Genomic DNA, 20392 nt, shown 5'->3' on the forward strand with positions numbered 1-20392 from the left:
GTGTCGGCCGTCGTCAGGCGAGGCGTCAGGCGCCGGCCTCGACCGCCACCGCCTGGCCGCCGCGCTTGAGCGCCGCGTAGCCGAGGCCGGTGATCAGCGAACCGATGATGATCGCCGCCAGGTACAGCAGCACCGGGGTGATGGCGTTGGGGATCAGCAGCACGAAGATGCCGCCGTGGGGGGCCATCAGCTTGGCGCCGAACAGCATCGACAGCGCGCCGGTCACCGCGCCGCCGACCATGCTGACCGGGATCACCCGCAGCGGGTCCTTGGCGGCGAAGGGAATGGCGCCCTCGCTGATGAAGCACAAGCCCAGCACGAACGACGCCTTGCCGGCCTCGCGCTCGGGCTCGGAGAACTTCGCCTTGGCGACGAAGCTCGAGAGGCCCATGCCGATCGCCGGCACCATGCCCGCGGCCATGATCGCCGCCATGGGCGCGTAGGTCTCGGAGGCCAGCAGGCCGACGCCGAAGGTGTAGGCGGCCTTGTTCACCGGTCCGCCCATGTCGAAGCACATCATGGCGCCCAAAAGCCCGCCCAGCAGCAGGGCATTGGTGGAGCCCATGTTCTCGAGGAAGGCGGTCAGCCCGGAGAGGATCGCCGCCACCGGCTCGCCGACGATGTAGATCATGGTCAGGCCGGTCACCAGGCTCGCCACCAGCGGGATGATCAGGATCGGCTTGAGCGACTCGACGCTGGCCGGCAGCCTGACGTAGCGGGTCACCGCCTTGGCCACGTAGCCGGCGAGGAAGCCGGCCAGGATGCCGCCGATGAAGCCGGCGCCGATCTCGGAGGCCAGCATGCCGCCGATCATGCCCGGGGCGATGCCGGGGCGGTCGGCGATGGAATAGGCGATATAGCCGGCCAGCACCGGCACCATCAGCGCGAAGGCCGTGCCGCCGCCGATCTGCATCAGCGCCGCGGGCAGGGTGCCTTCCTCCTGGAAGGCCTCGATGCCGAACACGAACGACAGCGCGATCAAGAGGCCGCCGGCGACCACCATCGGCAGCATGAAGGACACCCCGGTCAGCAGGTGCTTGTAGACGCCGCGCTCCTTGAGGCTCTTCCTGGCCTCGCCGCCTGCCGCCGGGGCGCTGCCGTCTTCCACCGCGGCCTCGGCCAGCGCCGCCTCGAGGGTCGGCTTCGGCTGCTTCAGCGCGCTGCCGGTGGAGGTGCGATAGATCCGCTTGCCGGCGAAGCGGGTCGGATCGACCTCGATGTCGCAGGCCAGGATCACCACCTCGGCGTCACGGATCTCCGCCTCGGTCAGCTGGTCCTGGGCGCCCACCGAGCCCTGGGTCTCGACGCGGATGGGATGGCCCAGCGCCCTGCCGGCCTCGGCCAGGGCCTCCGCCGCCATGAAGGTATGCGCGACCCCGGTGGGGCAGGCGGTGACGGCGACGATGGACCGACCGCCGGGCGCGCCGGCCTCGGGCGCCGGCGTGGCATGGGTCTCGGCGCCGGGCACGAAGGCCTCGGCCTCGCGCCGGGCGCGCTCGAGGAAGCCGCCCGGGTCGGGCAGCGCCTGGTCGATGGTGGCGCGGAACAGCGGCCTGCCCTTGAAGCGCTGCGGGTCCGGCACGTGGTCGGCGGCGACGATGACCAGGTCGGCGGCCGCGATGGCCTCGGCGGAGACCGGCCGGACCGGTTCAAGCTCGCCGTGCATCTCCACGGTGGTCTGCCAGCCCAGCCGCTCGGCGGCCTGCTCGAGGCGCCGGGCGGCGAGGAAGGTGGTGGCCATGCCGCTGGGGCAGGCGGTGATGAGGATAACGTTCATGCGAGGGCTCCCCCGGCGTCGTCGCCGCCAAGGCGGTGGACGCGCGTCTGTTGTTGGAGTGACGGGAAATCGGTGGCGCGGGCGTCGCCCACGCCGACATGGCGGACCGCCTCGGCGGACAGCGCGGTGGCCAGGCGCAGCGCCTCGTCGGGCGCGTGGCCCTCGAGCACGCCGTGCAGCAGCGCGGCCAGCAGGGTGTCGCCGGCGCACACGGTGCTGGCCACGGTCATGGCCGGCGGCAGCGCCTGCCAGGCGCCGCGGCGGCTGACCCACAGCACGCCCTCGGCGCCGGCGGAGAGCACCGCCTCCTCGATGCCGGCCTCGTGCAGGCGGCGGGCGGCCGCCAGGCGGGCGGCCTCGCTATCGAGGGGCATGCCGGCCCAGGCGGCGAGCTCCTGCTCGTTGGGCTTGACCGCGGTGGGACCGGCGGCGATGGCGGCCTCGAGGGCCGGGCCGCTGGTATCGACCCACACCGGCAGCCCGGCGCCGCGCAGCCGCGCGATCAGCTCGGCCAGCGCCTCGGGCGTGACGCCGGGCGGCAGGCTGCCGGCGATCACCACCGCCTCGGGGCGGCGGGCGTCATCGGCGGCCAGCGCCTCGAGCCGCTCGAGCAGCGCCTGCCAGGCCTCGGCGTCGATGGCCGGGCCCGGGCCGTTGACGTCGGTGACCCGGCCGTCGGCCTCGGCCAGCTTGGCGTTGATGCGGGTCTCGCCGGGCACGCGCAGGAAGGCGTCCTCGAGCCCCGCGGCCTCGAAGGCGCGCAGGAAGGGGCCGTCGTTGTCGGCGCCGAGGAAGCCCGAGACGCAGACGTCATGGCCGAGTGCCGCCAGCACCCGGGCCACGTTGACGCCCTTGCCGGCGGCCGCGAGATGGGTGGCGCTGGTGCGGTTGACCTCGCCGGGCGCCAGGCGCGCAAGCGATATCGACAGGTCCAGGGCCGGATTCAGGGTCAGGGTCAGCAGGCGAGCCATCAGCGGGCCTCCAGGGCGTCGCGGACCGCCTCGCCGGTGGCCTGAGCGAGCGCCAGCGCGGCCTGGGCGCGGGCCTCCTCGAGGTCGAACTCGCGCAGCCGCGCCTTGACCAGCGGCACCTGGCGGGCGCTGACCGAGAGCTCGTCGACGCCCAGGCCGACCAGCACCGGCACCGCGGTGGCATCACTGGCCAGCTCGCCGCACACCCCGACCCACTTGCCTTCGGCGTGGGCCGCGGCCACGGTCATCTCGATCAGCCTGAGCACCGACGGGTGCAGGCCGTCGGCCTGGGCCGAGAGCTCGGGATGGTCGCGGTCGATGGCCAGGGTGTACTGGGTCAGGTCGTTGGTGCCGACCGAGAAGAAGTCGACCTCGGCGGCGAGCGTCGGCGCCAGCAGGGCGCTGGAGGGCACCTCGATCATCACCCCGAGCTGGACGTCGTCGCTGCGCTCGCCGACCGGCAGCTCCTCGAGCAGCCGGTCGAGGATGGCGCGGGCGGCGCGGAACTCGGCCACGTCCTTGACCATCGGCAGCATGATGCGCAGCGGCCGGGCGTCGCGCTTCGGCTCGGCCGAGGGGGCGGCGGCCATCAGCAGCGCGCGGAGCTGGGTCTCGAGCACCTCGGGCCGGGTCAGCGCCAGGCGGATGCCGCGCAGGCCGAGGAAGGGGTTGCTCTCCTGGGGCACCGGCCAGTAGGGCAGCGGCTTGTCGCCGCCCACGTCCAGGGTGCGCGCCACCAGCGGGCGGCCGTCGAGGGCGTCGAGGGCCTCGCGGTATTCGCCGATCTGGGTCGCGAGGTCCGGCAGCGAGGCGTGGGCCATGAACACGAACTCGGTGCGCAGCAGGCCGACGCCCTCGGCGCCGCGCTCCACGGCATCGGCGGCGTGGGCGGTGTTGCCGAGGTTGGAGGCCACCTCGACGCGATGGCCGTCGCGGGTGCGGGCCGGCTCGAAGCGGGCCTCCCAGGCCTCGGCCTCGCGGCGGCGGCGCTCGGCCAGGCGCTGTTCGGCGGCCCGGCGGCGCTCGGCGGCGGGCGCCGGGGTCACCCGGCCGCGCTCGCCGTCGAGGATCAGCTCGGTACCGTTGGAAAGCGACAGGATGCGCTCGCCGGCGCCGACCACGGCGGGGATGCCCAGCGCCCGGGCCAGGATGGCGCTGTGGGCGGTGGCGCCGCCGCGGGCGGTCAGCAGGCCGCGCACGCGGCTGGTGTCGAGGCGCGCCACGTCGGACGGGCCGATGTCGTCGGTGACCAGGATGTAGGGATGATCCGGCGGCTCGGGCAGCTCGACCCGGCACAGGATGCCCAGCACCCGGCGGCCGACGTCGCGCAGGTCGGCGGCGCGTTCGGCGAGCAGCTTGTCGGCCAGGCGCTCCTGGGCCTGGGCGGCGGTGTCGATCGCCTCCCACCAGGCGGCCTCGGCGGAGGCGCCCTCGTCGATGCCCTCGCGGGCGGCCTGATGGAGTTCCGGGTCGCCGAGCATCTCCTCGTGCATCGACAGGATCTGCGAGACCTCGCCGCCGCGGGCGTGCTGGATCAGCGCCTCGAGCTGCTCGCCGCCCTCGCGGAGGGCCTCATTCAGCCGGCGGCGCTCGGCGGCCGGGTCGGCGGCGCGGGCCGGGTAGTCGAAGCTCGGCGTGGTCAGCACGAAGGCCGGGGCGATGGCGAGCCCCGGCGAGGCGGCCACCGCCGGGTGGGCGACGTCGTCGGCCAGCGGCGCCAGCGCCGGGGCGTTCTCCGGCGCCGTGGTCACCGGCTCGCGGTAGGCATCGAAGGGCTCGACGTGCTCGCCGAGGCCGTCCTCCACGGCCCGGCAGACCGCGTCCAGCGCGGCCTCGGCGGTGTCGCCCTCGGCGGTGAAGATCAGCTGCTGGCCGCGGCGGGCGCCGAGGTTGATGACCTTGGTCAGGCTGGCGGCCGAGACGGCCTCGCTGCCGCCCTCGGCCAGGCGCACGCGCACCGTGGTGCCCTGGGCGCGGGCGACCTGGACCAGCTGCTTGGCCGGGCGGGCGTGCAGGCCGTGGGCGTTGAGCACCGTGGCCAGGCGCTGGCGGGCGGCGGCGGACTCGCCGGCCAGCCGCGCCAGCAGGGCGTCGGCGTCGAGCCGGTGCAGGGTCTCGGGGGCATCGCTCTCGAGCAGCGCCAGGATGCGCTCGAGCAGGCCGCGGTGGGCCTGGCCCTGGGCCGCCAGGCAGAACACGCCCTGCACCGGGGCGCCGTCGGCCGTGAGCGGCTCGGCCGGGGTGGCCAGCGCCAGCGCCGGCACGCCGACGCCGCGGTCGCTGGCCACCAGCCACAGGCCGCGGCCCAGGGCGCGCGGGGCGGCCTCGGCCACGGCGGCGACGAAGGCGGCGTCGACGCACTCGGCCTGGCGCAGCCGGGCGGCGCCGGCCAGTGCCAGCTCGCGATGGTCGCGGGCGGGGAAGCCCAGGCACAGGGTGTCGGCGTCGAGCCGGGCCTCGACCACCGCCTTCGACAGCAGCTCGGCGATCTCGGCGGCCCGTTCGGCGCCGGCCAGGCGCTCGGCGATGCCGTCCTGGTCGAGCACGTGGGTCAGCTGGCGCAGGATGTCGAGGTGCTCGTCGCTCTGGGCGGCGATGGTCACCAGCACGTGGACGCGCTGGCCGTCGTGCCACTCGATGCCCTCGGGGAACTGCAGCACGCGCACGCCGGTGGCGCGCACGTGCTCGCGGCTCTCCGGGGTGCCGTGGGGAATGGCGATGGCGTTGCCGAGGAAGGTCGAGGACTGGGCCTCCCGGGCGTGGAGGCCGTCGCGATACGCGGGGGCGACCAGCCCGGCGGCGTGCAGCGATTCGGCGGCCTGATCCAGCGCGTCGCGCCAGTGCTCGGCCCGGCAGCCGAGCAGGACGTCATCCTGGCGTAGGGTCAACATCGATGTCTCCGGTGGTCGGGGGCGACGCCGGGCCATTCCATGGCTCCCGGGGCGCAGCGGTGGCTTGTGCGGGGAAGGTGAATCGTGTCACCTTCGATAGGGCGAATGCTGGAATGCTTGCTCCGGCTTGGCAAGTCTTAATGTCTACGACTTTGGCAGGGGATGGTGGCGCGGCGCTCCCGCGTAGAATGCCACGTCCAGTTCAGGGGGGATCCATGACGCTCGCGGAAATCGCTCGACTGGCCGGGGTGTCGCGCACCACGGCCAGCTATGTCATCAACGGCCAGGCCGAGAAGCGACGCATCAGCCAGGACACCGTCGATCGGGTGATGGCGGTGGTCGAACACCATCGCTACCGGGTCGATCCCCAGGCGGCGGCACTGCGCCGTGGCTCCAGCCGGACCCTGGGGCTGATCGTGCCCGACCTGGAGAACGTGACCTACGCGCGGCTGGCCAAGCGGCTGGAGCGCGGCGCCCGGGAGGCGGGCTACCAGCTGCTGATCGCCGGCTCCGACGATCGGCCGGAGGTCGAGCGCGACCTGGCGCTGGCGCTGCGGGCGCGGCGCTGCGAGGTGCTGATCACCGCCAGCAGCCTGCCCATGGACGATCCCTTCTACGCCGAGCTGCAGGCCGAGGGGCTGCCGGTGGTGGCCGTCGACCGCGGCTTCGATGCCGCGCGCTTCCCAAGCGTGGTCAGCAACGACGCCGAGGCCGCCGGGCGGCTCGCCGCCTCGGTGCTGTCGCCCGGGAGGTCGCGGGTGGTGTGGCTGGACGCGGTGCCCTGGCTGTCGATCACCGAGGAGCGGCGCAGCGGCTTCGAGCGGGCGCTGGCCGGGCGCGAGGCGATGGCCCTGATGCTGTCCGGCGAGCGCTACGATCGCGCCGAGGGCGCGCGGCTGATGCGTCGAGTCATCGACGAGCACGGGCTGCCGGACGCGCTGGTCACGGCGTCCTATTCGCTGTTCGACGGCGTGCTCGATACCCTGCTCGAGGCCGGCGGGCTGCCGGCCTCGCTGCGGCTGGCGACCTTCGGCGACAGCCGGCTGCTGGAGTTCCTGCCGGTGGCGGTCAATTCCGCCGAGCAGGATCACGACCGCATGGCCGAGACGACGCTGGAGTGTGCGCTGGCCGCGGCCCGGGGCGAGGGCGCCCCGGGGCGGCGGGCGGTGCCGCGGCGGATGCGCTGGCGGGCGGGGCACGATTGTGCCGACGCGCCAGGCTTGCGATGATTTGCCGCATCGCAGTCATCTGAGCAGAGCCCGCACGTGGACAAGTTCGAACAACGCCTGGACCAGGCCGCCCGTGCGGCCTGGCTCTCCTATGTCGGCGGACGCACCCAGGACGAGATCGCCGGCCAGCTCGGCGTGTCGCGTCCCGGCGTGCAGCGCCTGCTGGCCCTGGCGCGCCAGGAAGGGCTGATCAAGGTGCATGTCGACCACCCCATCGCCGGCTGCATGGCGCTCTCCGAGGCCCTGTGCGAGCGCTACGGGCTCGACTTCTGCGATGTGGTGCCCACCGCGACGGACACCGATGCCGACGCCAGCCCCCCCTACCTGGCGGTGGCGGCGGCCGACCGGCTGGCCAAGTACCTGGAGCGCAGCGATCCCCTGACCCTGTCGCTGGGCACCGGCCGTGCGGTGCGCGCCATGGTCGAGGCGCTCAGTCGCATCGACCGGCCCCAGCACCGCTTCGTGTCGCTGGTCGGCAACGTGGCCCGGGACGGCTCCTCCAACCGCTACGATGGCGTGATGGTGCTGGCGGACAAGACCGGCGGCGGCCGCTTCCTGCTGCCGGCGCCGGTGGTGGCCGACAGCGTGGAAGAGAAGCGGGCACTCTGCGGTCAGCGGCTCTATCAGTCGGTGGAGCGGGTCGCCCGGGAAGCCGAGGCGGCCTTCGTCGGCGTCGGGCGCATCGATCGCCGCGCCAACCTCTTCCAGGATCACTTCATCAGCGAGGCCGAGCTCGAAGAGCTGCTGGCCGGCGAGGCGGTGGGGGAGCTCCTGGGCTGGCCGCTGAGCCGCGACGGCCGGGTCATCGACTGCTCCATCACTCGCCGCATGACCAGCCTGCCCCTCGAGATCCTGCGCGACCGGCCGCTGGTGGCGGTGGCGGGGGGGCGCGCCAAGGGCACGGCGATCCTGGCCGCCCTGCGTGGCAGCTGGCTCCAGGGCCTGATCACCGACGAAGGCGCGGCGCGGGCCATCATCGAGGCGGGGCCGTAAGCGCCGCCTTCGGCCTCGATCCTCCCCGCTACGGCTAAAGTCTAAGGTCGCAATTTTGCGTTTTTGGTGCGCACAAATGATCATTTGCTTTTTGTATGATCAAATGTTCGCTGTTAGGGGCGCGTCTACGTGGCCCGAGTCATCATGAGGAGTTTTCTATGGCCACCACCGGGCCAGGCCTGGACCGGCACATCGCCCAGATGGACGATGAACAGCTGCCGGTTCCGCCGCACAAACTGCATCGTTGGCCGCACTTCGCCGGCCTTTACGCCGCCGAGCACGTCGCCGCCACCGAGTTCGTGATCGGTGCCACCTTCGTCGCCCTCGGCGCGGGCATCTGGGACATCCTGATCGGCCTGCTGGTCGGCAATGCCCTGGCCGTGCTCAGCTTCTGGCTGATCACCACCCCGATCGCCATCGAGACCCGCCTGAGCCTCTTCACCTACCTGCACCGCATCGCCGGCGACTCGATGGCCTGGCTCTACAACTGGGCCAACGTCATCATCTTCAGCGTCATCTCCGCGGCGATGATCACGGTCTCGGCCACGGCGGTACGCATCCTGTTCGACATTCCGGCCCAGGCGCAGCCCTATCCGACCGACCCCGCCTTCGTGGTGCTGGCGCTGGCGGTCGCCGCCATCGTGGTGCTGATCGCGGTCTACGGCTTCAATGCGCTGACCGAGTTCGCCAGCATCTGTGCGCCCTGGCTGATGGTGATGTTCACCGCCGGGGGCATGGTGCTGCTGCCGGAACTGGCCGAATCGGTCACCGGAACCACCACCCTGGGCGACTTCTCCACCTTCATCGAGGTCGCCGGCAGCACCGTCTTCACCGGCACCGATGTCGACGGCGAGCCGGGCATCGGCATCTGGGAGGTGATCGGTTTCGCCTGGGCGGCCAATACGTTCTCGCATTTCGGCCTGATCGACATGGCGCTGCTGCGCTATGCCAAGCGCAAGCGCTCCGGCCTCGCCACCAGCACCGGCATGATGTTCGGCCACTACGTCGCCTGGATCTCGGCCGGCCTGATGGGCGCGGCGACCGCGGCGGTGACCCAGACCAGCATCGCCGTGCTGGAGCCCGGCGAAGTCGCCTGGCATGCGCTGGGTGCCTCCGGCTTCGTGATCGTGGTGGTCGCCGGCTGGACCACGGCCAACTCCAACCTCTACCGGGCGGGCCTCGCGGCCCAGGCGGTGATGCCCCGCTTCTCGCGCAACAAGGCCACGCTGCTGGTGGGGCTCGGGGTCGCCGTGATCAGCTGCTTCCCGTTCATCTATCGCAGCATGCTGCCGCTCTTGACCTATGCGGGCCTGCTGCTGGTGCCGATCGGCGGCATCATCTTCGCCGAGCACCACCTCTTCCCCCGACTCGGCTTCAGCCGCTTCTGGGCGCGCTACAAGGGGCTCGCCCACAACGTGCCGGCGCTGGCGACCTGGGCGCTGTCACTGGCGTTCGCCTGCGTCCTGAACCTGAGCGACGTGATGCCCTTCTACTACCTGTTCGTGCCTACCTGGTGCGTGTCGATCGCCGCCTATACCCTGCTGGCCAAGCGCTTCGGTGCCGCCGAGGCCTATCCCGAGGCGGAGGCGAGCGAGCGTGACTTCCAGGCGCGGGTGGAGGCCTTCCATGCCCAGCAGGGGGCGCAGGAGCCCGCGGGCCCGACCCGGGACACCAGCACGCTCAGCCGGGTCATCAAGGCCGTCTGGATCCTGGGCCTGGTGGTGCCGAGCCTGCTGGCCGTCAAGGTGCTCTTCTTCAGCGCCGACCTGGCCGGCTACCAGGCGAACCGCGAGCTGTTCTACGACATCACCATCTGGTGCACCCTGGCCTATTTCGTGTTCGCCTACTGGGGGCTGAAGCGGGCCAAGGCCGTGCAGGAGGGGAGGGCCGCCTTCGTCACGCAGACCTCGAGCCGCTGAGCCGGCTCTGGCATGTCCCGCGGGCATCGCCCGGAGGATCCGAACGTCGCTGGCGCGGATGCCGAGATCGGCATCCGCGCCACTCTTTTCTCCCCGAGGTCCCATCTTGCCCCTAAAGTATAAGCATCATGGCTTTGCCTTTTCGGGGTTGCTATCCGATCATTTGATCGTCAGTTGATTGAAATGATCGATTCCTCGTGTGACCCGATAACAACACAACAACCTTTCCAAGGAGCAAGCCATGACGCTTACACGCGCACTCCCCCTGGCCGGCCTCACGGTCCTGGGCGCCACCGCCGCCCAGGCGGAGACCCTCACCGTGGCCACCGTCAACAACAACGACATGGTGATCATGCAGGGCCTCACCGAGGCCTTCGAGCAGGCGCATCCGGACATCGAGCTCGACTGGGTGGTCCTCGAGGAGAACGTGCTGCGCCAGCGCCTGACCACCGACATCGCCACCGGCGGCGGCCAGTTCGATGTCATGACCATCGGCACCTACGAGGTGCCGATCTGGGCCGAGCGTGGCTGGCTGGCGCCGCTCGACGACCTGCCCGCCGACTACCGGGTCGACGACCTGCTGCAGTCGGTGCGCGACGGCCTGAGCCAGGACGGCACCCTGCAGGCGCTGCCGTTCTACGCCGAGAGCTCGATGATGTACTACCGCAAGGACCTGTTCGAGGAGGCCGGCATCGAGATGCCCGAGCAGCCGACCTGGCCGCAGGTGCGCGAATGGGCCGGTCAGCTGCACGATGCCGACCAGGAGCGCTACGGCATCTGCCTGCGCGGCAAGCCGGGCTGGGGCGAGAACATGGCGCTGGCCACCACCATGGTCAACAGCTTCGGCGGGCGCTGGTTCGACATGGACTGGAACCCGCAGATCGACTCCCCGGCCTGGCAGGAAGCGATCGGCTTCTATGTCGACCTGCTCAACGACTTCGGCCCCCCGGGCGCCAGCTCCAACGGCTTCAACGAGAACCTGGCGCTGTTCTCCCGCGGCAACTGCGCGATGTGGGTCGACGCCACCTCGGCGGCGGGCAAGCTGTTCGACACCGACGAGTCCCAGGTCGCCGACGCGCTGGGCTTCGCCCCGGCGCCGGTCGCGAAGACGGAGAAGGGCTCGCACTGGCTGTGGTCCTGGGCCCTGGCGATCCCGGCCTCGTCCGAGTCCAAGGACGCGGCGCGGGAGTTCATCACCTGGGCGACCTCCGAGGCGTACGTGAACCTGGTCGGCGAGCGGGAGGGCTGGACCAGCGTGCCCCCGGGCACCCGCAAGTCCACCTACGAGAACCCGAACTACCAGGAGGCCGCGCCCTTCGCCGGCTTCGTGCTGGACGCCATCCAGGGCGCCGATCCCACCGACGCGACCCTGGAGTCGAGCCCCTACATCGGCGTGCAGTTCGTCGGCATTCCGGAGTTCCAGTCCATCGGTACCCAGGTCGGCCAGATGGTGGCCTCGGCCCTGACCGGCGAGACCTCCGTCGAGCAGGCCCTGCAGGCGGCGCAACGCGCCACCGAGCGCACCATGAAGCGCGCCGGCTACCTGGATTGATCCGTGTGCGCCGACCGGGAAGCCCCGGCCGGCGCCTTCTTCGCGACCCCTCACGGTGACCGAGTATGAACAAGACCAGAACGTCCGGGCGCACCATCGGCGGATTGAGAACCCTCTCGCTGCAGGCGCCCGCCGTCTCCCTGCTCTTCCTGTGGATGATCGTGCCGCTGGCGATGACCGTCTGGTTCTCGCTGCAGCGCTACAACCTGCTGATGCCGGGCATGACCGGCTTCGCCGGCCTCGAGAACTACGAGTACCTGTTCACCGATCCCGCCCTGTGGTCGGCGATGGGCACCACCCTGCTGATGGTGGGCTGGGTGCTGGTGATCACCGTGGTCGGCGGCACCCTGCTGGCGGTGCTCTTCCAGCAGGAGTTCTTCGGCCAGGGCATCGCCCGGGTGCTCGCCATCTCGCCCTTCTTCGTCATGCCCACGGTCAGCGCCCTGGTATGGAAGAACATGATGATGCACCCGGCCAACGGGGTGCTGTCCTGGGTGGCCGAGCTGTTCGGCCTGCCGGCGGTGGACTGGTTCTCGTCGCTGCCGCTGACCTCGATCATCATCATCGTGGCCTGGCAGTGGCTGCCGTTCGCGCTGCTGATCCTGCTCACCGCCATGCAGTCGCTGGACGAGGACCAGGTCGAGGCCGCCCGCATGGACGGCGCCGGGCCGATCGCGATCTTCTTCTTCATCACCCTGCCGCACCTCAAGCGGGCGATCAGCGTGGTGATCATGATCGAGATGATCTTCCTGCTGACCATCTTCGCCGAGATCTTCGTCACCACCTCCGGCGGCCCTGGGCTTGCCACCACCAACCTGGCCTACCTGATCTACATCCGCGCCCTGCTCGACTTCGACGTCGGCATGGCCTCCGCCGGTGGGGTGGTCGCGATCATCCTCGCCAACATCGTTGCCATCTTCCTGGTCCGCATGGTGGCCAAGAACCTGGAAAGCTGACGCAGGAGCGCGCCCATGACGACTGCAAGAACCCCATCCGTGTCCGGGGCCGCCGCCCCTGGCATGCAGCGGTCTCCCCTGAGCGAGGCCCTGCTTAACCGGCGCCTGTGGCTCGGCCTGCTGGGCTGGACCGTGGCCCTGCTGATCTTCTTCCCGATCTTCTGGATGGTGCTGACCGGCTTCAAGACCGAGGCCGAGGCCATCGCCGAGCCGAGCCTGATCTTCTCGCCGACGCTCGACAGCTACGCCGAGGTCCAGAGCCGCGCCGGCTATGCCAAGTTCGCCATCAACAGCGTGGTGGTGGCCTTCGGCTCGACCCTGCTGGCGCTCGTGATCGCCATCCCGGCGGCCTACTCGATGGCCTTCCTGCCCACCAGGCGCACCAAGGGCACCCTGTTGTGGATGCTGTCCACCAAGATGCTGCCGCCGGTCGGCGTGCTGGTGCCGATCTATCTGCTGTTCCGCGATGTCGGGCTCCTGGACACCCGCACCGGCCTGATCATCGTCTACACCCTGATGAACCTGCCGATCGTGGTCTGGATGCTCTACACCTTCTTCAAGGACATGCCCAAGGACATCCTCGAGGCGGGCCGCATGGATGGCGCCGGCACCGTGCAGGAAGTGCTCTACCTGCTGCTGCCGCTGACCCTGCCGGGCATCGCCTCTACGGGCCTCTTGTCGGTGATCCTGAGCTGGAACGAGGCCTTCTGGAGTCTCAACCTGACCTCGTCCCAGGCGGCGCCGCTGACGGCCTACATCGCCTCCTTCTCGAGCCCCGAGGGACTGTTCTGGGCCAAGCTCTCCGCGGCCTCGACCATGGCCATCGCGCCGATCCTGGTGTTCGGCTGGCTCACCCAGAAACAGATGGTGCGCGGCCTGACCTTCGGTGCGGTGAAATGACCGACGCCTTTGCATAACGACAAGAAATAGCTACTTCGCGGCGCCCCGACGCCGCCGGGTAAAGGAATCTCACTATGGCAACGCTTCAACTCAAGCAGATCACCAAGAGCTTCGACGACACCCACGTCATCAAGGGCGTCGATCTCGAGGTCAACGACCGGGAATTCGTGGTCTTCGTCGGCCCTTCCGGCTGCGGCAAGTCGACCCTGATGCGCATGATCGCCGGGCTCGAGAGTGCCACCAGCGGCGACATCCTCATCGACGGCAAGCGCATGAACGAGGTGGGCCCGGCCGATCGTGGCCTGGCCATGGTCTTCCAGAGCTATGCCCTCTACCCGCACATGACGGTCGAGGACAACATGGGCTTCAGCATGCGCCTGGCCGGCGTCTCGAAGGAGAAACGCCGCGAGAAGGTGCTCGAGGCGGCCAAGATCCTGCAGCTCGAACCGCTGCTGGATCGCAAGCCCAAGGCCCTCTCCGGCGGCCAGCGCCAGCGGGTGGCGATCGGCCGCGCCATCGTGCGCAACCCGAGCATCTTCCTGTTCGACGAGCCGCTCTCCAACCTCGATGCGGCCCTGCGCGTGCAGATGCGCATCGAGCTGGCCCGCCTCCACGAGGAACTCGATGCCACCATGATCTATGTCACCCACGACCAGATCGAGGCCATGACCATGGCCGACAAGATCGTGGTGCTGCAGGGCGGCGAGATCGAGCAGGTCGGCTCGCCGATGGAGCTCTACCACCACCCGCGCAACCGCTTCGTGGCCGGCTTCATCGGCTCGCCGAAGATGAACTTCCTGCCGGTCGAGGTGGTGGAGGCCGACGCCGAGGGCGTCAGCGTCAGGCTGCCGGGCGGGGGCATCACCAAGGTGCCGGCCGAGGGCAAGGACCTGCACCCCGGGACCGCCCTGGAGCTCGGCATCCGACCCGAGCATCTGGCGTTGGACGATCAGGGCCCGCTGGAGGGGGGCATCCAGGTGCTGGAGCGCCTGGGCGGCCAGACCTCGCTGTACGTGCAGATGGGCGAGGCGATGATCACCCTCATGGCCGACGGCGACGTGGCGCATCGGGTCCACGACAAGGTGCGCTTCGGCTTCGCCCCGGGGCGGGCGCATCTCTTCGACGAGCAGGGCCTGGCGCTGCCGAGCCTGAACCAGCACCCCCTGGCCGGCCTCAAGCGCCAGGACAACCGGGCGGCCTCCGATGCCGTCGGTCAGTGAGGACACGCCCATGCATCGGTTGATCTTCGACTGCGACGGCGTGCTGGTGGACAGCGAGGCGATCGCCGAGGCCACCCTGATCGACCTGCTGGGGGCCTGGCTGCCGGACCTGGCCGCCGAGGCCGAGCTGAAGGCGGCGCTCGGCATGACCACGGCGAACATCCTCGCGCACCTGGAGGCCCGCAGCGCCCATCGCCTGCCGCCCGACGCCACGGAACGGGTCGATGAGACCATCGAGGCGCGGCTGGGCCGGGAACTGACGGCCATCGACGGCGTCGCCGAGGCCCTCGCGGGGCTCACGCTGCCGCTGGCGGTGGTCTCCAACAGCCGACGCCAGCGGGTGCTGGCGTCCCTTGCCACCACCGGGCTCGAGGCGCGGCTGGACGGGGTGCCGATCTTCACCGCCGACCAGGTGGCGGCGCCCAAGCCGGACCCGGCGCTCTATCGCCTGGCGGCGGCCGAGCTCGCCTGCGCGCCGGGCCATTGCCTGGTGGTGGAGGACAGCGTGGCCGGCGTTACCGCGGCCCGTGCGGCCGGCATGACGGTGATCGGCTTCGTCGGCGCCAGCCATGTGCCGGCGGGGCAGGCCGAGCGGCTGCGCGCGGCCGGGGCCTGGCAGGTGCTCGATCACATGCGGGGCCTTCAGGCCCTGGTGCAGCAGTGGCGGGCCGCGCGCGCCCCCGCCGTCGGTTCCTGAGGGGCGTGGGACATGTCAGGCGTGAGGGCGTTCGTGAGCCGCCGGTGGTGCCACCGGCATCAAGCGTCGATGATGAAGACTGGATGAACCGACGTGACGAGCGAAGACCCGAATGACGACCATGATTCCCCCTATCCACGACATGGCCCAGCGGCTCCTCGAGGCGGCGAGCGGCAAGGCGCGTTTCATCGTGGCCCTGGCCGGGCCACCGGCGGCGGGCAAGTCCTTCCTCTCGGGCCGGCTGTGTGGCGAGCTCAACGAGCGACGGCCCGGCATCGCCGCGGTGGTGCCCATGGACGGCTATCACTACGACAACGCGGTGCTCGCCCCCGAGGGCCTGGTGCCGGTGAAGGGCGCCCCGGAGACCTTCGATATCGACGGCCTCCGGCACGACCTGGCGCGGATCCGGCGGGCCGACCGCACCGTGGCCGTGCCGGTCTTCGACCGGCCCCTGGACCTGGCGCGGGCCGGCGGCCGACTGATCACCCCCGAGCACCGGGTGATCATCGTCGAGGGCAACTACCTGCTGCTCGATCAGGGCGACTGGCCGGGGCTGCGGTCGCTGTTCGACCTGACGCTGTTCCTCGAGGTGCCCGACGAGGTGCTCGAGGCGCGGCTGATCGAGCGCTGGCTGGGCATGGGGCAGGACCAGGCGGGTGCCATCGAGCGCACCCGTCACAAGGACATGCTCAATGCCCGCCTGATCAAGGCCGCCTCGATGCCCGCCGACCTGCACTGGCGCACGATCGTGTGAGTCGGGTCGACCCCCATTTTTTCGTTGGCCGGGAAGCTTCCCGGCGCTTTACCCACCCCGCCCGATCCCGGCGGGAATGACGCTTCTCAGGAGCACCAGCATGACCCAACTCGACAATGCCCACCTGATGGACCTGGGCCCCGATGTCGCCACACCGAGTTACGACCGGCAGGCGGTCACCGCGGGCATCGTCCATATCGGGGTCGGTGGCTTCCATCGCGCCCACCAGGCCATGTACCTGGACGAGTTGATGAACCGGGGCGAGGCGCTGGACTGGGGCATCGTCGGGGTCGGCGTGATGCCCGGCGATCGTCGCATGCAGGAGATCCTGGCCGCGCAGGATCATCTCTACACCCTGGTGGTGAAGCACCCCGACGGGCGTCGCCAGGCGCGGGTGATCGGCGCCATGATCGACTACCTGTTCGCCCCGGCGGATCCGGAGGCGGTGATCGAGAAGATGGCCGACCCGGCGATCCGCATCGTCTCCCTGACCGTCACCGAGGGCGGCTACAACTTCCACCCGATCAGCGGCGAGTTCGACCTCGACAATCCCGACGTCCAGTATGACCTGGTGCCCGGGGCCGCGCCCAGGACCTCCTTCGGCCTGGTCATCGAGGCCCTGCGCCGCCGCCGCGAGCGGGGCCTCACGCCCTTCACGGTGATGTCCTGCGACAACATCCAGGGCAACGGCGACGTCGCCCGCAGGATGTTCACCGCCTTCGCTCATGCCCGGGATGCCGAGCTCGGCGCCTGGGTCGAGGCCGAGGTGCCGTTCCCGAACTCCATGGTCGATCGCATCACGCCGGTCACCACCCCCGAGGACATCGCCGAGCTCGGCAGCCGGTTCGGCGTCGAGGATGCCTGGCCGGTGGTCTGCGAGCCCTTCACCCAGTGGGTGCTGGAGGATCACTTCGTCGCCGGTCGTCCGGCCCTCGAGCGGGTCGGGGTCCAGCTGGTCGAGGACGTGGTGCCCTATGAGCTGATGAAGCTGCGGCTGCTCAACGCCAGCCACCAGGCGCTGGCCTACTTCGGCTACCTGGCCGGCTATCGCTACGCCCACGAGGCCAGCGCCGACCCGCTGTTCGAGGCCTTCCTGCTCGACTACATGACCCACGAGGCGACCCCCACCCTGTCGCCGCTGCCGGGGGTCGACCTGGAGGCCTATCGCCGCACCCTGATCTCGCGCTTCGCCAATCCCGAGGTGCGTGACACCCTGGCCAGGCTGTGCGCCGAGAGCTCGGATCGCATCCCGAAATGGATGGTGCCGCTGATTCGCCAGCAGCTCGAGACCGGCGGCGATATCCATCGCTGCGCGGCGGTGGTGGCGAGCTGGGCGCGCTACGACGAGGGCGTGGACGAGCAGGGCGAGCCGATCACCGTGGTCGACCGCTTGAAGGACGAGCTGATGGCGATCGCGGCACGCAACCACGAGCATCCCACCGCCTTCATCGAGAACGAGGAGCTGTTCGGCGATCTGGCCGAGAATGCGCGCTTCCGCGAGGCCTATCTCCGGGCCCTGGAGAGCCTGCATCGGCGCGGCGCCCGGGCCACCCTGGAGGCGCTGGTCGCGGCCTGAGGCGGCGCCGTCGCCGGGTAGCCCTCGGCGCCAAGGCGGCTCGCATACGCGAAGACGCCCGATGATGGCCGGCATCATCGGGCGTCGTCGTGTCGGGCGGGATCAGGCCTCGACGAGATCGGCCCGGGTCGGCAGCGCGACGTAGCTGCCCGGACGGGTCACGGCGTGGGCGCCGCAGCGGCAGGCGAAGGCCAGCGCGCCTTCCAGGCGCGCGGTGTCCTGATGCCAGCCCTCGGCGAAGCCGCCCTCGGCCAGCGCCGCCAGCAGCCCGCCGATAAAGGCGTCGCCGCCGGCGGTGGTGTCCACGGCCTGCACCGGCGGCGGGGTGACCGCCAGCGTGAGCCCCGCGCCCAGGGCGCGCACCGGCTCGCCGCCGTCGGTAATCACCGCCAGCTTGACGCCGGCCGCCAGACGCTCGGCCAGCCAGTCGTCCTCGGGGTGGTCGCCGCGCAGGTCGTCCACCTCCTCGCGGGACAGCTTGAGCAGGTCGGCGCTGTCGAGCAGCCGGGTGACCAGGGCGCTGTCGGCGCGGCCTTCGGCCCAGAGGTTATGGCGCAGATTGGCGTCGACGCTGATCAAACAGCCGGCCCGGGCCGCCATCTCGGCCATCGCCAGGGTGGTCTCGGCGATCTCCGGGTCGGTCAGGCTGTTGCTGCACAGGTGCAGGATCGCCGGTTCGGCGAACACGCCGGCCGGCAGGTGCTCCAGGCGGTAGAGCAGGTCGGCGGCGGGCGGCCGGTAGAAGTCGAAGGTGCGCTCGCCCGCGGCGTCGCGGGAGACGAAGGCCAGGGCGGTGCGCGCCTCGCGGGTGCGTGTCACGCCGGAGACGTCGACGCCCTGGGCGGACAGCTCGGCGGCCAGGAAGTCGCCGAAGTGGTCGTCGCCGAGCATGCCGAGGAAGCGGCTGGGCACGCCGAGGCGAGCGCAGGCCACGGCGACGTTGGCCGGCGCGCCGCCGGCGTAAGGGGTGAAGGTCTCCGTCGCGCCCTCGTCGGCCGCGCCCAGGCGGCTGGAGAGCATGTCGACGAGGGCTTCACCGAAGGCGATAACGGGCAGCATGGTGGGGGTCCTTGTGATGAAAGGGGCGGCTCAGGCCACCTCGTGGCCGCGGGCGGCCTCGAGCAGCGCGAACCAGGCCGGGCGCGACAGCTCGAGCGAGGCGTCCCGATGCAGTGTCTCGATGCGCTCGGGCCTGAGGCTGCCGATCACCGGCAGCGGTCGCCCGGGCAGGGCGCGCAGCCAGGCCAGGGCCAGCCCGGCGGGGCTGACGCCGAGGGCCTCGGCCTGGGAGTGCAGCAGCGCTGCCGCCGGGCCGTCCAGCGCCCGTCCGCCGCCCAGCGGCGACCAGGCCATGGGGGCCTGGCCGTCGCCGATCACGGCGTCGTAGAGGCCGTCGAACAGCGGCGCGCTATGGTCGAGCGACAGCTGCAGCTGGTGCGCCGACAGGCGCGCGTGCATGCCGGCCTGCAGCCGGCGCCAGGCCTCCGGCAGGAAGTTGGAGATGCCGGCGGCGCCGATCTTGCCGGCGGCGATGGCGTCGTCCAGGGCGCGGCCGGTGGCCTCGGCGTCCATCAGCGGGTCGGGGCGATGCAGCAGGAAGTGGTCCAGCCGCTCCACGCCCAGCCGCTCGAGGGAGGCGTCGATGGCTTGGGTCACGTAGGCCGGCGAGCTGTCGTAGTGCTTGACGGCGAACGCTGAGGCATCGCGCTCGGGCGTGACGATGTCGGTCTTGGTCACCACCCGCACCCGGCGGGCGAGCCCGGGGCGGGCGCGCAGCGCGTCGCCGAACAGCCGCTCGCCGGCGCGATCGCCGTAGATGTCGGCATGGTCGAACCAGTCCAGGCCCTGATCGAGGCGCGCCTCGATCCAGTCGGCCAGCCGTTCGGCGGCGTGCAGCTCCGTCGCCTGGTGCAGGTTCATCATGCCCAGCGCGAAGGGCACATCGAAGGTGGTGCCGCTCATGCCGAGGCCTCCAATGACAGGGTGGTGCCCAGCAGGTGCTGGGCGCCGGGCACCAGCCACACCGGGTCGAGCCGGGTGTTGGCCGATTCGACGCACAGGAAGCGACGGGCCGCGGCGGCGGGGGTGTCGGCCGGGCGCGCGTCGCCGGGATGCCAGACCACCGCGGAGTCGCTGCCCTGGCGGGCGATGCGCAGCCGGCGCTGGCCGTCGTCCAGGGTCAGCTCTGCGTTGGTGTGGTAGATGCGATCGAGGCCGCCGCGCACGCCGAGCTCGCCCTGCTGCTCGCGCTCGGCGAAGTCGGCGAGCTTGTCCAGGTAGCGGGCGCCGGCCAGCCCCTCGACGCGGCAGGCCTGGGCGTCATTCACCGCCAGGTAGCTGTGCAGGGCGCCGGTGATCTTCACCGGGGTCTCGCCGCGGTGTTCGGTGATCAGCTCGACGTGCAGGCGGTTGGCGTTGGCCTGGATGACCGCCCGCGGCACCAGCTGGGAGTGCAGGCGCTCCAGTGGCGAGAGGTGCAGCTCGACGCCTTCCTCGTGCTCGTCCACGGCGTCGAGGCGCCAGTCGGCCTTGCGCGCCGGGCCGTGCATCGGACCGGAGCGGTCCTCGGACTCGTCGGCGGTGTGCTCGTCGGCGAACCACGGCCAGCACAGCGGAATGCCGCCGCGGATGGCGCCGGGCAGCGCCTGGGGCGTGGGCGTGACCCACAGCCAGCCGCCGGCCACCAGGGCTTCCTCGCTCTGATCCGGGCTGGGAGTGCTGGTGCGCGTTCGCGTGTCTTCGGACGCGTTAGAGAGCGGCGACGGTGAAGCGCCCGCGGCTCGCGCGGCTTCGGGCGCGGGAAAATAGTGAAGCACCTGGGCGCCCTGAAGCGACACCACGAGTTCACCCCAGGCCTCATTGGCCAGCCAGACCTCGCGGCCGGCCCATTCGGCACGGCGCTGACCGTCGGTGGCGTCCAGCAGGGCGCGCAGGGATGCGGGAATCATGCAATCTCC

Annotated in this window: 16 protein-coding genes; 10 read left to right on the forward strand and 6 right to left on the reverse strand. The window is 71.0% G+C overall.

The genetic code is table 11. The annotated features are described in order from the left end of the window. Nucleotides 1-25: 25 nt before the first annotated feature. From FIU88_RS03575 to ptsP, 3 genes are read right to left on the reverse strand one after another with little or no spacing between them, the layout of a single operon-like run. The gene (locus tag FIU88_RS03575) at nucleotides 26-1777 is read right to left on the reverse strand and encodes a PTS fructose-like transporter subunit IIB (protein WP_152478219.1); all 1752 of its coding nucleotides are present in this window, start codon (nucleotides 1775-1777) and stop codon (nucleotides 26-28) included. Then, nucleotides 1774-2748 carry a 1-phosphofructokinase gene (gene pfkB / locus FIU88_RS03580; protein ID WP_152478220.1) on the reverse strand — a complete coding sequence of 325 codons (975 nt, stop codon included), beginning with the start codon at nucleotides 2746-2748 and terminating at the stop codon, nucleotides 1774-1776. The genes FIU88_RS03575 and pfkB overlap by 4 nt, the downstream gene beginning before the upstream one ends. Next, nucleotides 2748-5639, reverse strand: a complete 2892-nt coding sequence (gene ptsP / locus FIU88_RS03585; RefSeq protein WP_152478221.1) for a phosphoenolpyruvate--protein phosphotransferase — start codon at nucleotides 5637-5639, stop codon at nucleotides 2748-2750. Before ptsP ends, pfkB begins: the two co-directional genes overlap by 1 nt. A gap of 215 nt (nucleotides 5640-5854) precedes the next feature. Here ptsP and cra point away from each other — a divergent pair, with 215 nt between their 5' ends. The 10 genes from cra (at nucleotide 5855) to FIU88_RS03635 (ending at nucleotide 17435) form a co-directional block, all read left to right on the forward strand. Next, nucleotides 5855-6868 (forward strand): catabolite repressor/activator, encoded by a 1014-nt coding sequence (gene cra / locus FIU88_RS03590; protein ID WP_152478222.1) that lies wholly within the window; start codon nucleotides 5855-5857, stop codon nucleotides 6866-6868. 36 nt (nucleotides 6869-6904) lie between these two features. Next, entirely contained in the window at nucleotides 6905-7861 is a 957-nt protein-coding gene (locus tag FIU88_RS03595) for a sugar-binding transcriptional regulator (RefSeq protein ID WP_152478223.1), read from the forward strand. Nucleotides 7862-8019: 158 nt separating this feature from the next. Beyond that, entirely contained in the window at nucleotides 8020-9780 is a 1761-nt protein-coding gene (locus tag FIU88_RS03600) for a cytosine permease (protein ID WP_152478224.1), read from the forward strand. 241 nt (nucleotides 9781-10021) lie between these two features. Next, nucleotides 10022-11332 carry a sugar ABC transporter substrate-binding protein gene (locus FIU88_RS03605; RefSeq protein WP_152478225.1) on the forward strand — a complete coding sequence of 437 codons (1311 nt, stop codon included), beginning with the start codon at nucleotides 10022-10024 and terminating at the stop codon, nucleotides 11330-11332. 65 nt (nucleotides 11333-11397) lie between these two features. Continuing rightward, nucleotides 11398-12288, forward strand: a complete 891-nt coding sequence (locus FIU88_RS03610; protein ID WP_026068622.1) for a carbohydrate ABC transporter permease — start codon at nucleotides 11398-11400, stop codon at nucleotides 12286-12288. 63 nt (nucleotides 12289-12351) lie between these two features. Beyond that, complete coding sequence (locus FIU88_RS03615; RefSeq protein ID WP_152480115.1) at nucleotides 12352-13188, forward strand: carbohydrate ABC transporter permease; 837 nt, start codon at nucleotides 12352-12354, stop codon at nucleotides 13186-13188. Nucleotides 13189-13262: 74 nt separating this feature from the next. Beyond that, nucleotides 13263-14408: an ABC transporter ATP-binding protein gene (locus FIU88_RS03620; RefSeq protein WP_152478226.1), complete on the forward strand. Its 1146-nt coding sequence runs from the start codon at nucleotides 13263-13265 to the stop codon at nucleotides 14406-14408. A gap of 10 nt (nucleotides 14409-14418) precedes the next feature. Next, complete coding sequence (locus tag FIU88_RS03625) at nucleotides 14419-15105, forward strand: HAD family phosphatase (protein ID WP_152478227.1); 687 nt, start codon at nucleotides 14419-14421, stop codon at nucleotides 15103-15105. 121 nt (nucleotides 15106-15226) lie between these two features. Beyond that, entirely contained in the window at nucleotides 15227-15859 is a 633-nt protein-coding gene (locus tag FIU88_RS03630; RefSeq protein WP_152478228.1) for a nucleoside triphosphate hydrolase, read from the forward strand. Between the two features lie 100 nt (nucleotides 15860-15959). Further along, the gene (locus FIU88_RS03635; RefSeq protein ID WP_152478229.1) at nucleotides 15960-17435 is read left to right on the forward strand and encodes a mannitol dehydrogenase family protein; all 1476 of its coding nucleotides are present in this window, start codon (nucleotides 15960-15962) and stop codon (nucleotides 17433-17435) included. A gap of 102 nt (nucleotides 17436-17537) precedes the next feature. Here the strand turns inward: FIU88_RS03635 and FIU88_RS03640 are convergent, their stop codons facing one another. The 3 genes from FIU88_RS03640 to FIU88_RS03650 are packed head-to-tail and all read right to left on the reverse strand — an operon-like array spanning nucleotide 17538 to nucleotide 20383. Beyond that, complete coding sequence (locus tag FIU88_RS03640) at nucleotides 17538-18494, reverse strand: carbohydrate kinase (protein ID WP_152478230.1); 957 nt, start codon at nucleotides 18492-18494, stop codon at nucleotides 17538-17540. Nucleotides 18495-18524: 30 nt separating this feature from the next. Next, nucleotides 18525-19397, reverse strand: coding sequence for an aldo/keto reductase (locus tag FIU88_RS03645; protein ID WP_152478231.1), 873 nt, complete (start codon nucleotides 19395-19397; stop codon nucleotides 18525-18527). Further along, a complete protein-coding gene (locus FIU88_RS03650; RefSeq protein ID WP_152478232.1) occupies nucleotides 19394-20383 on the reverse strand; it encodes a D-hexose-6-phosphate mutarotase in 990 nt (329 codons plus the stop codon). The genes FIU88_RS03645 and FIU88_RS03650 overlap by 4 nt, the downstream gene beginning before the upstream one ends. Nucleotides 20384-20392 lie beyond the last annotated feature (9 nt).

The organism is Halomonas sp. THAF12 (assembly GCF_009363675.1).
GTDB lineage: Bacteria > Pseudomonadota > Gammaproteobacteria > Pseudomonadales > Halomonadaceae > Halomonas > Halomonas smyrnensis.